Annotated in this window: 15 protein-coding genes; 2 read left to right on the top strand and 13 right to left on the bottom strand. The window is 35.5% G+C overall.

The window, feature by feature from the left end; translation table 11 throughout:
* Window positions 1-62: 62 nt before the first annotated feature.
* From Q5O24_05695 to Q5O24_05650, 10 genes are all read right to left on the bottom strand, one after another.
* Window positions 63-710 (bottom strand): hypothetical protein, encoded by a 648-nt coding sequence (locus Q5O24_05695; protein WKY48810.1) that lies wholly within the window; start codon window positions 708-710, stop codon window positions 63-65.
* Window positions 680-1564, bottom strand: a complete 885-nt coding sequence (locus tag Q5O24_05690; protein ID WKY48809.1) for a patatin family protein — start codon at window positions 1562-1564, stop codon at window positions 680-682. The genes Q5O24_05695 and Q5O24_05690 overlap by 31 nt, the downstream gene beginning before the upstream one ends.
* 229 nt (window positions 1565-1793) lie before the next feature.
* Window positions 1794-2246, bottom strand: a complete 453-nt coding sequence (locus Q5O24_05685; protein ID WKY48808.1) for a hypothetical protein — start codon at window positions 2244-2246, stop codon at window positions 1794-1796.
* Window positions 2247-2258: 12 nt separating this feature from the next.
* Window positions 2259-2855: a GTP-binding protein gene (locus tag Q5O24_05680; GenBank protein ID WKY48807.1), complete on the bottom strand. Its 597-nt coding sequence runs from the start codon at window positions 2853-2855 to the stop codon at window positions 2259-2261.
* 20 nt (window positions 2856-2875) lie between these two features.
* Window positions 2876-3895: a uroporphyrinogen decarboxylase family protein gene (locus Q5O24_05675; GenBank protein ID WKY48806.1), complete on the bottom strand. Its 1020-nt coding sequence runs from the start codon at window positions 3893-3895 to the stop codon at window positions 2876-2878.
* 328 nt (window positions 3896-4223) lie between these two features.
* Window positions 4224-4853 (bottom strand): corrinoid protein, encoded by a 630-nt coding sequence (locus Q5O24_05670; GenBank protein ID WKY48805.1) that lies wholly within the window; start codon window positions 4851-4853, stop codon window positions 4224-4226.
* A gap of 51 nt (window positions 4854-4904) precedes the next feature.
* Window positions 4905-5702: a methyltetrahydrofolate cobalamin methyltransferase gene (locus Q5O24_05665; protein ID WKY48804.1), complete on the bottom strand. Its 798-nt coding sequence runs from the start codon at window positions 5700-5702 to the stop codon at window positions 4905-4907.
* Between the two features lie 345 nt (window positions 5703-6047).
* Window positions 6048-6392, bottom strand: a complete 345-nt coding sequence (locus Q5O24_05660) for a hypothetical protein (protein ID WKY48803.1) — start codon at window positions 6390-6392, stop codon at window positions 6048-6050.
* Between the two features lie 24 nt (window positions 6393-6416).
* Complete coding sequence (locus Q5O24_05655; protein ID WKY48802.1) at window positions 6417-7706, bottom strand: ectonucleotide pyrophosphatase/phosphodiesterase; 1290 nt, start codon at window positions 7704-7706, stop codon at window positions 6417-6419.
* A gap of 18 nt (window positions 7707-7724) precedes the next feature.
* Entirely contained in the window at window positions 7725-8933 is a 1209-nt protein-coding gene (locus Q5O24_05650) for an MFS transporter (GenBank protein WKY49216.1), read from the bottom strand.
* 304 nt (window positions 8934-9237) lie between these two features.
* On the opposite strand from Q5O24_05650, the gene Q5O24_05645 reads away from it, so the two are divergent.
* Complete coding sequence (locus Q5O24_05645) at window positions 9238-10002, top strand: DUF364 domain-containing protein (protein ID WKY48801.1); 765 nt, start codon at window positions 9238-9240, stop codon at window positions 10000-10002.
* Window positions 10003-10054: 52 nt separating this feature from the next.
* Here Q5O24_05645 and Q5O24_05640 read toward each other — a convergent pair whose 3' ends face one another.
* Both Q5O24_05640 and Q5O24_05635 read right to left on the bottom strand, forming a co-directional pair.
* Entirely contained in the window at window positions 10055-10858 is an 804-nt protein-coding gene (locus Q5O24_05640; GenBank protein WKY48800.1) for an FN3 associated domain-containing protein, read from the bottom strand.
* Between the two features lie 207 nt (window positions 10859-11065).
* A complete protein-coding gene (locus Q5O24_05635) occupies window positions 11066-11548 on the bottom strand; it encodes a GNAT family N-acetyltransferase (protein WKY48799.1) in 483 nt (160 codons plus the stop codon).
* Between the two features lie 459 nt (window positions 11549-12007).
* Here Q5O24_05635 and Q5O24_05630 point away from each other — a divergent pair, with 459 nt between their 5' ends.
* Window positions 12008-13999, top strand: a complete 1992-nt coding sequence (locus Q5O24_05630; GenBank protein WKY48798.1) for an NAD(P)/FAD-dependent oxidoreductase — start codon at window positions 12008-12010, stop codon at window positions 13997-13999.
* Between the two features lie 81 nt (window positions 14000-14080).
* Here Q5O24_05630 and Q5O24_05625 read toward each other — a convergent pair whose 3' ends face one another.
* Window positions 14081-14743, bottom strand: coding sequence for a TetR family transcriptional regulator (locus Q5O24_05625; protein WKY48797.1), 663 nt, complete (start codon window positions 14741-14743; stop codon window positions 14081-14083).
* Window positions 14744-15026 lie beyond the last annotated feature (283 nt).

The raw sequence follows: 15026 nt of genomic DNA, 5'->3' as shown, positions 1-15026 counted from the left end.
ATCATTAAACAACTATATCTCATCTATTTTTTATGACCTCAATTACAGAACTTTTCTAAACATCATGACTTTGGATGACCATTGATAAATTCTCCTTTAAATATTAGTTTTCCTTGAGAGTTATAATATTTTCCATTTCCATGCCAAACTCCATTTGTGAATTCTCCATCATATTTCATTTTTCCATTACTATAAAATTCGCGACAGTGACCATAAGGTAAAGAAGGATCTTTTGAGAACTGATCAAACCCGGAAACCCTTTTAAAGTGACCTTCAATTTTTAAATGACCTTTATCATCAAAAACTTTTCCAAATCCGTTTGCATATCCATTTTTAAAATTGCCAATATATTTTAAACGACCATCTTCTTCATAGAGCTTTCCCTCACCAGAAGGTTCTCCATTTTCAAAGTGTCCATCATAACGAACTTTTCCATTTTTATAATAAGATTTTCCCTGACCCGTTAGATTGCCCTTTAAAAAAATACCCTCTGCAGTTAATTGATCTGCTACATATTTTTTTCCTTTAATCAGATCCTGTTCCAATTGATGACCTTTTATATACCCATCGTATGTCTTGAAAATAATTTGTTCTGTGTTTTTTTTTCGGGGTGAAGAGAATATCAATAAAAACACCGCGATTAGAGCTATTATGATCATCAGGCTAATAAATGACCCCATTACAAAGCACCATCTAAAAACTTTTTCCATTTGAACAAATCTCTTTTTCCTTGTTCATATCCAGCCTGATATGATCGTTCTAACTTTAAAAAGTTAGTCTCACGATTTGAAACAGCCATTTTATCCGGATAAACCAGAAAAGCCCTTCCCTCTTTTTCCAGCTTTTCCAATTTATCAAGCGTACGATTGTACATGGAAAAACGTGCAATCATCGCTTCAGCAATATGTGGATATTTTCTATAATATAGACGAATACTGTGTTTGAACTTTGCTGGCTTTTTTCGATAGCCTTTTTCCTGAGTTAAAATCACAAAATACTTTTTATATCCATCCTTTTTTGCAATTTCTAAAGGGATTCCACCGCCCAATCCGCCATCAACAAAAAGTTGATTCTGATAAACTGTTGGTGGCATGAATAATGGCATCGATGATGAAGATCTGACAATCTTCACAATATCCTCAAGGGATTTCATATGTTCTTTACGAAAATATATCATCTGACCTGATACTCCAGAAAATGCACCAATTCTAATCTGAGCTGGGTTTGACATAAAGGTCTCAATATCAAACTCAAGTGGACCGCCCACATGAGAAGTCTCCTCATACAAATATTTTGCATTAAAAAAACCGTCTCCCTTTAAGAACGAAGACCATCCTCCAAATTTGGGATCATTTACCAGCTCAACAAATGATTTTCTGGCGCGTTCAGGATCTCTTGACAAATAATTTATTGTATGACTTGAACCAGCAGATATTCCAGCTACATAGTTAAAATACAACTCATTCTCTAATAAAATATTGAGAATTCCTGCTGTATAACTTGCACGCATACCGCCACCTTCAAAAATTAATGCCGTATCATTTATATTATTTAATATTTCCATTTTTTCCTCCATTTTCTTCTCTAGTATTTTATCACGGCTTAATTTTAACGTCTATATCACAATTTAATCCTTACATAAGAACAGACAATCATCAATACTTCAAAAGTTGATGATTGTCTGTTTCAGTTAAGTTATTTAAACCTGTAAATAGCTTATAGAATATTTACCTAAACTCAAATTTTCTTCTTTATAAAAGCTAAGTTCCTAAAAAAATATTTCTATAAACCTATTATAGTCTATATTTATTTTCGAAACTTCCTAATTCCTTTTCAATCACTTTTTTCAACTGATCCGGTTCCAGATTAAAAACAATGGCAACTGCATCAATTACACACTTATTAGTTAGACCGCGTTTTTTATTAACTTCTTCGTCAGTAATGGATAACATACAATTGTCGCCATTATACTGAATAAAACCCTTGATGTGACCAATAATGCCGTTCATTTGATTTACAGAATCAGCAATGTTTTTTAAACAAGTTTCCATTTTCTCTTCTGCAATAGCAATCGACTCACTCAATTCAATTTGAAATGAACCAATTATACTGGTATCATGAGTATGAATCTTAACCAGACTGTTTTGATCTTCAGTATGATGATGTTCGTGTTCGTTATGATTGTGTTCGTTATGATCATGGTGCTGATGGCATTTACATGATGATTCACTATGCTCTTTCAACATAATTCAACCTTTCTACCTGGCTATATTTTCAATAATTTCAGGATGTATGGTCTCCAAAGCATTTATCTTGTAGAGCACTGCAGCATTGTTAAAGGTTCTGATTGACTCCACAACTTGCAACACCTTGGCCTGATCCACCAGGTTGACTTTATTCAGTAAAATCGCGTCAGCTGCCTTAAGTTGATCATTTAGCAGCATTTCCATTGGCTTTAAAAGTCTCATCCACCGCTTAGCATCAGTCACACAAATGACTCGACAATCAATGTCTGGCATTGATTTAAGGATTGTCTCTCTGATATTATCAGGAAATGCAACGCCGGTTGCCTCTAAAATTATCGTATCAGGATTAAAATCATTTTTAATTTTATGAATACCCAAGACAAGCTCTCCCGATAGGGTGCAGCAAACACATCCTGAAAACAGATTCTCAACTTCATAACCACTGCTTTTTAATAATTTATCGTCAATCCCTACATCACCAATTTCGTTTTCCAGGATTACTACCTTTGTAAGGTTTTCAGGATTATCACCTATTAAGTGTTTCGCCAGCTGAACAACTACACTGGTCTTACCTGACCCTAAAAACCCACCAAAAATTATTATTTTCATTAGTTTTTCCTTAATCCAACCTATTGATAGACACTTTTACTTAATTTTTGAGCTTCATCAAATATCCAGCCATTGACTTCCATAACCTTCGGATCGCCAAAATCCAATGAGGTAACCATTCCGCTAAAGATAAAGCCGCCACCTGGTGCCATTTTATCATAAGTATCTCTAACTGTTTGTCGTACCTCTTCTTCATCCACATTCGGCCAGGTAGTTGGCATCCTATATTCATAGGCACCGTTAATTGCTAATTTGGGACCATAATTATTTTTAATCGCTACGAGGTCATTTTCAATCTGAGCTGGATCCCAAACATTCACACCTATATCTACCATATCTGGAATTAGATCCTCACAACGCCCACAATTATGATAAAATATCGGAATGCCTTCTTCTCTAACTAAATCCAGGCACTGTTTATATCGTGGTACCAAAAGTTCTTTAAACATTTTAGGAGAGATAAATGGTTGTAATTTAGAGGCTGTATCATCAAGTAAGTAATATCCATCTGGTTTATAATAGTGCAGCATATTTTTTGTAATATACAAAGAGTGCTCCAACATATAATCAAATAATTCTTCGACCTCTTCAGTCTCCTCGTAAATAGCACACAATCCTTCTGTGAATCCCATAAAACCAACAAACTGCTGAAATAGATCAGCGTAGCCACTGAGCACAAAGGCTGTCTGTTCAGGATCCTTTACGAATTTCTTTCGATCTGCTCTAGCAGCGGCTTCCCAGTCGAAACCAGAATAATCTGGTGCTTTAATTACATCACGCCATTTAGAGACATCTGTTAAAATGAAGTCATTCGGTTTAGGAAGGGCAGCAAAGTCGATTTCATCGCTTGTCACAAATGTTACACCCCAAGGATCTACTCCACCACCAGGACCTCTAAAGTCTCCTAGTATGCTAGGATCTGCCATAGTCATCAAAGGTTCAACACCCGGCATTCCAAATGTAGAAATAGGTACATATTCTGGCATTTCTCCACGTGCCACTCTTAAAAAATTCTCTTTCTGTGTAAGATGTGCAGTCATAAACTACCTCCTGAATATTAGTTATGCATAATTTTATCTTTGCTTAAACAATTTGTCAAGATATTTCGTAAATATTTTCTATTTACCATTGTATTCGTTTAATACGCAGTATATATACCTATTTTTCAGTGTTATTTCAATATTTATTTTTAATGAATTTTATGTTGCATTAATATCGATTTGTATTTTAATTGCAAATAATACTATTATGGCTTTAAATAATAAATAAAAAGACTTCACCCTTTAAACAAGGCGAAGTCTTTTTATTTATTTTTTAGTTATTATAATCTGTAAAAATTAATAATTTGTGAACTAAAGTATCTTTAGATTATGCACCAATCAGTTCTTTAGCTTTAGCAGCAGAGCTACCAGCATCTGGAGCGTATCCATCTGCACCAATTTCAGCAGCATACTCAGGTGTTACAGGAGCACCACCAACGATTACTTTCATATCAGGATATGCAGCTTTTACAGTCTGTACTGCTTCTTTTAAAGCTGGCATTGTAGTTGTTAACAGGCCTGAGCATGCAACTAAAACTACGTTGTCGTTTTCTTTAACCGCTTCAACGAATTTTTCAGCTGGAACATCAACACCCAAATCTACCATATCAAATCCAGAACTTTCAAGCATCATAACAACCAGGTTTTTACCGATATCATGAAGGTCTCCGGCAACAGTTCCCATAATACAGGTTCCTAAAGAAGTTGAGTTTTCACCAGCCATAACCGGTTTTAAAATATCAACACCTTTTGACATTGCTTTAGCAGCAATCAGCATTTCAGGAACAAAAATTTCTCCAGCTGAGAATTTTTCTCCAACAACGCCCATTGACCCGATCATGCCGTCTAAAATTTCCTGAGCAGCGATCCCAGCATCTAAAGCAGCCTGAACAGCAGCTCCTACTTTTTTTGATTTCCCAGTTTCTACCAGTGTTTTTACTTCTGCAATTGTTGACATATTCTTTCTCCTTAAAATTTATTATTTTTCTCTTTGTGTGTGCAAAGATTATTATTTAACAAAAATACCTTCTCTGAAAGCCCCAATATATTCCATACAGTATTCATCTTCACCCATCATTGCTTCAGTGGCAAAAAGCATTCCCATCATGTCCTTGTTTAAAGGATCCAGGATGAAGGAGTCCATTCCGGCATTCATTGCCAGAACCGCAAACGCCTGATTGGCAATTCGTCGGGCAGGAAGATTGAATGAAATATTGCTAACCGCTCCGGTGACATGAATAGTTGGATATTCTTTTTTGATTTCGCGGATAACTTCAGTAACCATATTAATGCCATCTTCAGAAGTGCAAAGCATTTCAATCAATGGGTCAATATGCATCCGTGAAGGATCAATGTTGTATTCCTTGCATTTGGCCATGATGTCATGAAAAACATCCAAACGGTCTTTAGCTGTTTTAGGAATACCCTTGTCACTATTCAATAAAGCGACACATTCCCATTTGGTATCAGCCAGTGCTTTAAAAGCCGCATCAATTTTATCGCCTTCCATGGAAACAGAATTGAATAATCCCGGTTTTTTGCAAAGCTTCATGGATTCAATACAGGTTACAACATTGGGACTGTCTACGGCAATTGGCACATCTGTTGCATCCTGAACAATGTCAATGAGCCATTTCATCGTTTCCATTTCAATATCATCATCCACCGATGCACATACATCGATAAAATCCGCTCCTGCTTCCGTCTGCTTAATGGCAAGGTTTTTGATAAATTCCGCATCTTTTTCAGCAATGGCTTTTCCTGTCGATGGAATGGCACCATTGATTTTTTCGCCAATAATGATCATGTTAGCCTCCAGATAATCAATTTTACAAATTTGTTTCATGCATACTAAAATTTTTACTGTTGTGCACAGGTTTAGTTTAGCATCAATGTAAAGGAACGTCAATAATTATTTTAAATATATTTAATATTTTACTAATCTCTAAATGTCCTAACTATTTTCAAATTCTATCAATTTAGTTATTCATATTTAATATTATCTATAACTGGTATTTTAAAGGGAATTCAGCTGATTACAACACTTTTTTAAAATGACATTTTTAAAATAATAAACTGGTAAAAACCAATTTCCATCACTAATGTTTGTAATATCAGCATATTTATTATTTATATTAAGTCTCTAAACCCATTATTTATTTCGCCATTTTACAAATCTCGCTCCCACAAAAATTCCAAACAAAGCTAATAATCCGTAAATAACGGCTAAAATTACAGAAGGTATTCCAATAACTAAATACAAAATCGGCAGAAACACTAAAAATACCGTTGTTGGATAAAGCCAGTGAAATCCGTTTTTTAGACCATATATCAAAGATCCGCAAATACAATATAGTGGAATATAAATTGTAATCAGCTTCCCAAATGCTTCAGTTCCTGGTTCCCATGACTGAAGCAGAAAAAAAACCAGTGCTGTTAGTACTATATTGGGCAGCATTGGTAATAACTGTCTGAATCCTCTCATCTTCTTACTCATTTCCTAAAATTATTTTGTACACCCTTAAACTTCAAATATTTCATCCAATATTCGGCCATCAGTATTTTTTAGTTCCAGTCCTAAAATTCTTGCCATCGTCGGCGCCAGATCCACCATCATTGTTTCTTCAATATTTAGATTTTTCTTAATTCCGTTACCAGACACAATAAAATTGCAACGATAGTCTGGTTTTTCTGGCGAATAGCCATGTGTTGCATAACTTATGCCGGACTCCTCAAGATCGGTTATAATATCTCCCTCCAGACTGTCATCGAATGAATATCCTATTTTTGCTTCAATTATAAATTCGGCTGGCGACAGAATGTTTAATCTTCTCATTTCCTGACGGTCGAAATATTTTTCTATACCATATTCCCCTTTATAGATCGCCTGATCTAAAATTTTTCTTACCTGATTTATGATAAGCTGGTTATTATCTTTCAAATAAAGATAGGCTGACCCTCCTGCACTTTGAAAGTAGGCTTTCCATTCCATTTTTTCATTTTCTTTATAAATCAAGCCCTGTTCTTCAAGTATTGCATTTAATTTAATTTTGTACTTAACATCCTTTTGTCCATGATCACCAACAATTATAAACACCGTCTGTTCTTTAATTCCTGCCAATTCAACCGCTTTCATCAGGCCGCCGATGCGTTGGTCCATACGTTCAATTGCCCTTTCAACTTCAGAACTGTTAACACCATACTGATGTTTGGCATCATCCAAATCGATTAAATGTGTCAACAAAAGATTAGGCCGTTTTTTAATAATTGTGTCTATAGCACATTTTGTTGTATAATCATCCAGAAAAGGTTCCTCTATTCCTTTTCTAATATGCCCGAATTTTTTCTCCATACTTATACAGTAAAGAGGACTGCCATTTCTCAAAATTTTAAGCACCTGATTTTCCCTATTAATCGCTCTGATTTCAGGAATATTATAATCAATTGCGGCTTTTCCGGTTACCGGCCATAAGAGTCCTCCTGATTTAAGTCCCGAACTTCTAACCAGATCATAAATTGTTTCAGACTTTATCTGATTTCGATACCAGAACCACTCCTGGTTTTTTTCTTTTATAAAAGGTTGAACCGGGTTATTATGATATATGCCATGTTTTTCAGGATAAACACCCGTTACCATCGTCGTGTGCACAACATAGGTCAGAGTTGGATAGACACTTTTCAGTTGCCTGGTCCAGCTTCCATTTTCAATCAGTTTTTTGAGATTTGGCAGTTTAGTGGCCGACTCCCAATTATCTTCTGAAAAAGCATCATATGACACTACAATTAAATGCTTTACTAATTCTCTATTCATTTTCCCCTCTTCACTTCGTTAATTGTAAACTATCTCTTTCTTTAGAAAAAGAAATATAAAAATCAGCAAGCCAACAATAAATAATGGAATAATTCCAAGAATACTTAAACGTGCATTTCCAGTTAAAGTCGTCGTCATTGCCATAACAGCTGGACCAATAATTGCTGAGAATTTTCCAAAAATATTATAAAAGCCAAAAAATTCATTCGATTTTTCTTTGGGGATAATTTTCGCATAATAAGAACGACTTAAGGATTGAATCCCCCCTTGAGCTGAACCGATCATTGCACCAAGAATAAAAACCTGCCAAACTGATGTTATAAAAATTGCCGCAATACATGTAATTATATAGGTTATGATCCCAATAATTATCATTATTCCAGTTGAGTAGCGACTGGCCAGTCGACCATAAAGAATTGCACAAGGAAAAGCGATAATTTGAATTACCAGCAATATCCCAAGCAAGGTAAATGTATTAAGTGAATCTCCACCTAAAATTTCCGTTGCATAGGGAACAACCATTTTAATAATTGTTGAAACCCCATCAATGTAGAAAAAATAAGACATCAGAAAAATAAACACTATTTTGTGATTTCGAATATTTTTAAATGTTTCTGACAATCGTCTAAAACTATTAATCACTGGTCGGGGTTCCGGCTCAATAAAATGGCGTTGTTTAACATGACGGATCATCGGGAGGGTAAAAAGACCCCACCAAAGAGCGGTAATCAGAAAACCAATTTGATATCCAATCACCTGATCCATTCCTAACAGAAAAATTAGCAATAGACTAATTCCAAAGGGAATAACACTGGCAATATAGCCATATGCAAAACCCATTGACGAAACCCTATCCATCCGGTCATTTTCCGATACATCAACCAAAAAAGCATCATAAAAAATATTGGAGCCGGCAAAACCAATCGCCGATAAAACAAAAAAAAGAATCAGTAGTTGCCATTGTCCACTCATGGGCGAAACAAAAGCAAGTGAAGCTGTTGTCAATACCCCAAGAATAGTAAAAAACAAGAAAAAGCGCATCTTTCGATCTTTATAATCTGCTATCGTTCCAAGTACCGGACTAAGAACCGCCACAATAATACTGGCGATAGAATTGAAATAACCCAAATCCATTGAACTGCTTACATTTTCAAACATTCCAAAAACAATCGGTAAAAGTGCAGTCGTAACTGCCATGGAATAAGCCGAATTCCCACAATCTACCATAATCCATGACTTTTCTTCTTTACTCAGTTTAACCACTGAACCGCCTCCACTACTTAATAAATTTGCAGATTAATAAGAGCACCTTCTGTAATCAGAAACTTTTTCACGCATAATCCGCCCTTTTTATTATAAATAGGCACTTTATAAGCAACAAGCAGACAGATGTTAAAATCATTTAAAAACATTTTAATTTTATAACAGCTTCCAATTAACTTGTCACAAACGCTACTTTCTTGTTATACTATCCTAACAGATGTACTTATTCCCCATACTTACCGTCAATATGAAATCGAAAGGATACACAATGAAAAAAAATGAACTATTCGAATTCCTGCAAAGAGATTTTCAGTCCATTATAAGGACCTATCATTTCAGTGATGAAACGATTGCGATTACAACAAAATCGTTAACTCCGGAAGAAGCCATAGGCATCACAAAACGAAAAGATTTCCCCATTTTAAACGGATCCGAGGTAATGATTCAGGCAAAATTCAGAAATTCATATGGTCAGGCTTTTTCCGATGCAACTAGCTGTTATAACGGAAATCTAAAAGAAATTTCAGAATTACCTATTACCGACAACAATGCCTATAATCGCTCAATATTTATTGCTAGCTATAATGCCTTAAAAAATGAACTGAGGCTCTGTAATAATGTGATTCACTGTCGAAATGAAGGACCAGAATTATGTTCTAAACGCATCTTTGATTATCTAAAAGCACACTATGACAAAAATAGAATTCTTCTGGTCGGCTACCAGCCCGCCATGATTGAAAAGCTGAGTACTTATTTTCCCTTGCGCGTTTTAGATCTAAATCCGGTTAATGTAGGAGCTGAGCGCTACGGACTAACGATTGAAGATGGAATATTGCATATGGACGATGCAATAACCTGGGCTGACTTAATTCTATGCACCGGCAGCAGTTTATGTAATGGCTCAATCATCAACTATCTTGATCTTGATAAAGAAGTTTTCTTTTTCGGTACCACTATCTCTGGGGCGGCTGATATCCTGAATGCAAAGCGTTTATGTTTTTCTGATCAAGTGCAGGTAAATCAATCCTTTTAATGAATGGACTCTATCTTAAGAAACTCATCATACAGCTTATAATCTCAGGCAATTAGAAAAAGGTGATTTCACTTATAGCCGTATCATATTCGCCATCGTTTGGCCCCTCAGAAACACTCTCTATCATAAATGTAATAACATCACCACTAGCAACAACAAAGTAAAAATCATAATACTGTGCTGTTGGCGTTGAAGAAAGATAAAGTGTTTGGACATATGTCCCATTAACATACATTCCAAGCTGTGTCACACAACCATTCTCATAAAAAGATTTATCCGACTTTGCATAACCGTTAACGATCTCAACGCCAACAATCTGTGACATTTCTGTACCCATGTAAGTAAATGATACACTTTCTCCAATTCCATTACCGGAAACGCCCTCAACCCAAGCAGTTGACCAATCATAGTCAAGTAAATTCCACGGAGTGTAGTAATAGCCACTCATAGGACTGAGTGAAGAAGTGGCCGTTACATCAAATAGGGTATTCACATCTACACCAAGATTTTCTATCATTACTGTTTGGTCACTTTCAGATGAGGTTTCATTTTGCATTGCATTCATATTTGTACTATTTTCTAAACTACTGGTATTTTGAGTTATGGTAAACTGCTGAGTCGTAATCGCTGACATTTTATTTTCTAAAATTACCCTTGTTTTTAAAGTCGTTGTCTGCTTAATCATAAAAGGCCCCTCGTAAACTTTGGAGTTTGTCAGTGGCTCTACGCCATCCAATGTATAATAAATCGTGCCTTCCTGATTAGGGTTTACAATCGTCACTTCTGAAGATCCATCTTCGTTGGTTACAGTTGTAATCTCCGGTTGCAACAACTGACTATTTCGATTAACTATCATTTTGAATAAATCAGAACATCCTGTCCCTGTTACTACGAGCACAACCAAAAAACTTGCCAGTAAAACCTGCCGAATCATTTTTAACCGATTAAACTTTAATACGCTTATTTTATTCAATCCATTTCTCCCTTATATATATTAGTTCTTTTGAAATCTCACATATTCCAATTCATCTGTTACATCACTTGTAACCGTTAATATAAATGATTATTTAACCTTTTGAAAGGCTACTCTCTCACCAGCTTCTCTAAGATAAACTATACCACATTGTTTAAAACCATTTTTGACCAAAACGTGCTGCATAATTTTATTATCTCTATGCGTATCAATTTTAAGATTAGGACACTGACTAAAACACCATTCAAAAATCTCTTTAGTCATACCTTTACCCGTTTCAGCACTAGCTACTCGATGTATAGCGGCATAAGGCTCAGAATTCAACCATTCACCATGGTTAATTCTCAAATAATCAGGATCACCCTCCCGCAAAAAAACAAATACAGCTTCAACAGAGCCATTCGACTCGCAAACATAATTTGTTTTCTTGTCTATATCTTCTCTTACACGCCATTCCTCAGGGTAACCATTAGTCCATTGATTTGGATTACCGGAAGTTTTCATTAAATCCCTGGCACTCTCATAAATTTCCATAATTCTATTCAAATCATTAAGTGTTCCATTTCTTATCATTTTCTTTTCCTGTCATATATATTTTAATTTCTCTGCAATAAACTTTATTCTTGTTATCTAAAACTTATCAGTTTTAATTATAACAAAATTCTTTGCTGATTTCTTCACCTATGGCAAAATTTATAGCAATGAGGAAATAAAATTTTCTATTAAAGTTCAAACTTAGCGTCAAGTATTTAAAGCAGCTCCCCAGATATTTAAACATTAAATTTTTATATTTATCTACACTTTATTTTTAATTGTACTTGAGCGCTATAACTTTTTTATATAACTAATTTTTCAATAAATAAAATCTCTTGTAGTTCTGAAAAACAGCTTATATATAGCATTTAAAAGAATTATTTAAAATATTTTATATTTTCTTTCTTATAATTTTATATATTTTTTTGCTTGCAAATAACTTTAATCATGTTATACTGATTTCGTAATTTAAATATGTTTAACGAAAGGATTATTGTCATGAATCTATACTCTCATGTTTTTAAACCCATTCGAATTCGCGGTATCGATTTTAAAAATCGTATTGAAATGGCTCCTCCTTCGCCCAATCGTGCTGATCGAGACGGAAGAGTTTCGCAGGAATTTATTGATTGGTTCAAGCCTATTGCTGCTGGCGGTACAGCCATCATACATGTCGGCAACTCAGTCATCGACCGTGTCGAATCCAGTGATGAGGAACGTCAACTGGACTTAGGGACAGACGGCTGTATTCTGCCGCTTTCGCAATTTGTTGAGATGTGTGAAAATTTTGGCTGTCACGCCTCCCTTGAAATCAATCATTGCGGAAAAGATTCAGACCCAAGCAAAATTGGTCGTCCTGCTCTCTCTGCATCATCTTTTATCACACCAGCTGAAATGGGCCGAGCTATGGCCGCTGGTCGAGAGCCTATTGCCACTCAAGAGATGAGTCAGGAAAAAATAAAGGAAACAATCGAAAAATATGCCATGGCAGCCTATCGATGCCAAAAGGCAGGAATGAAAATCTGTATGATCCATGGTGGCCACGGAAATCTGATTTCCCAGTTCGCCAGCAAATTATACAATAAACGCTCAGACGAATATGGCGGTTCTCTGGAAAATCGTGCCCGCTTTTGTATTGAAGTACTAGATGCAGTTCGTGAAAAAGTTGGCGAAAACTTTGTGATTGAATTTAGGATATCAGCTGACGAAATTCATCCCGATGGAATGCATTTTGAAGAGACAATCGAATTTATTGAATTGATTAAAGATAAAATTGATATTCTCCACGTTTCAGCCGGTCTTCACGGTGAGTTTGAATACATGAGAAATTGGTGGCAAAATTCGATGATGGATCGGATGTATAATGTCCATTATGCCGAAGACATCAAAAAAAGATTTCCTGATCTGTTGGTCGCAACTGTTGGTTCAATCATGAACATCAAAGATGCTGAACAAATTATTGCTGACGGAAAAGCCGACTTTGTTGCAATGTGCAGACCTTTAATCGCTGATCCAGAAATGCCTAAAAAATTTGCCCAAGGCCGAGAAGAAGATCACCGTCCATGTATACGTTGTCAACATTGCGGTAAGCGACTGATCATGCCACGAGTCATCGGTTGTGCTGTAAACCCACTTTGCGCCAATATTGATGAATTCCCCTATGGTAAAATCCCTGCAGCACCTTTTAAGAAAAAAGTTGGTGTTATCGGAAGCGGACCGGCTGGCATGCAAGCTGTTCTGACTCTTTGTGAAAGAGGGCATGATGTCACTCTTTATGAAAAGGAAAATGAACTAGGCGGAAATCTCATTACGGCCGCATCCCCAGCCTTTAAGATAGATATGCGCGACTATCAGGCTTATTTGCTTAAACAAATAGAAAAATCAAATGCCACAGTTTTACTCAACACACCTGCAACCAGCGAATTACTGGATAAACAAAATTATGATGCATTAATCATTGCAGTTGGCGCTGATCCATTAATGCCAGACATTCCAGGCATAGATAAAAAACATGTCTATTGGGCACCTAGAGGCGAAATGGGCGAAGTCGAAATTGGCGAAAAAACGGTAATTGTCGGTGGCGGTGCCATTGGGATCGAAACAGCAATTGAACTGGCACAAAAAGGGAAAGATGTTACTGTAATTGAAATGGCTAAAGATTTATCTGATCTATTTATGACTTCCAGTGGTACCATGCAAGATCTTCTTGAAAAAGTTGCTGATTTAAAAATTCCAATTCTCAATTCAGCTAAACTCATCAGTATTGATGATGCAAGTATTGAATATGAAGATTTAATAGCGGGAGAAACAAAGGTACTTCCTGCCCAAACTGTTTTAATGGCAGTCGGCATGACACCTCGAATTAACGAAGTCGATACACTGCGTTACAGCGCCCCGGCTACTGAAGTATTTGTTGTAGGAGATGCAGTTGAAGTTGGAACCATTGCCGAAGCAGTCAATGGAGCATTTAAAATTGCAGCACACCTTTAAAACTGCAACTCTACTAAATTATTCACTTTTAATTGTGAACTGCCTGCTTAAAGCGGGCAGTTTTGTATCTTTATCTATTTTCTATAAAATCACCAGCTCGAAATCCTTTTTGACTGCGATTTTTGGTAAATTTTCTTCAAATTCTTTTGAAAATTTAATTATTTCGTCAATTCGATCCACTTGTCGGAGTAATAGGAGCAGTATCTCAATCGATGCCTCTGTAAATTCTTTGTAAGAGCAATCGATTTTCCCAACTTCATGCGCACTGCATACTCCCTGGCGAAAACCAAATTCGCCAAAGTTTAAAAAATTCAACTTATATTCGGGAATTTCGAGATTACAACATTCAGCCATCTCTTTAAAATAAACATTATTAACAGCATCCTCTTTAACTAAAATATTCTCATTCATAATTTCCGCATAAAATCTGCTTAAATCGCGATTTTCACGCATCAAATTACCATGAACTCTAATCTCCAATGCAGTTGCTTTTAAGACATCATACTCAAGTTTATTTGCTTCAAAACAGTCTTTTACAAGCTGTTTAACTCCATTCATATATTCGTTGTAAACAAGTACTGCCAGACGCCCCTTTGTTCCAAAATAATAGGCAATCAGTGCACTGTTACCATTTACTGTTTCGCCTATCATTTTATAAGTTGTTTTCTTGTAACCTATATCGTAAAATAATTGTTTGGCTGCCTTATAGATTCGTGCTTTCATCTCATTATCATGTTTTTCCATACTTACTCCTGTTCACTTTTAAATTCTAAAACACTACAATTCTTTGTTATTTATTATACAATAAATTGTTAATTACAGATAGCAATTTATCTGTATAATTTGGATTTTTTAGCAAAACACCCTACAATAAACATCTTATTACCTCCAAACAAAAGATCTTTTCTTTAAAAATTATAAACTTTCATTTTAATTAGTTACCTTTCTTATTTATTTAATTAAAGTTAATAAATTTGTTTTTTGCTCAAGAATGATCAATATCATAATTTATGGTTACAAAAAATAG

Source organism: Eubacteriaceae bacterium ES3 (assembly GCA_030586155.1).
GTDB lineage: Bacteria > Bacillota > Clostridia > Eubacteriales > Eubacteriaceae > Acetobacterium.
Note: the sequence above shows the minus strand (reverse complement) of the source record. Positions and strands in the feature narration are given on the sequence as shown.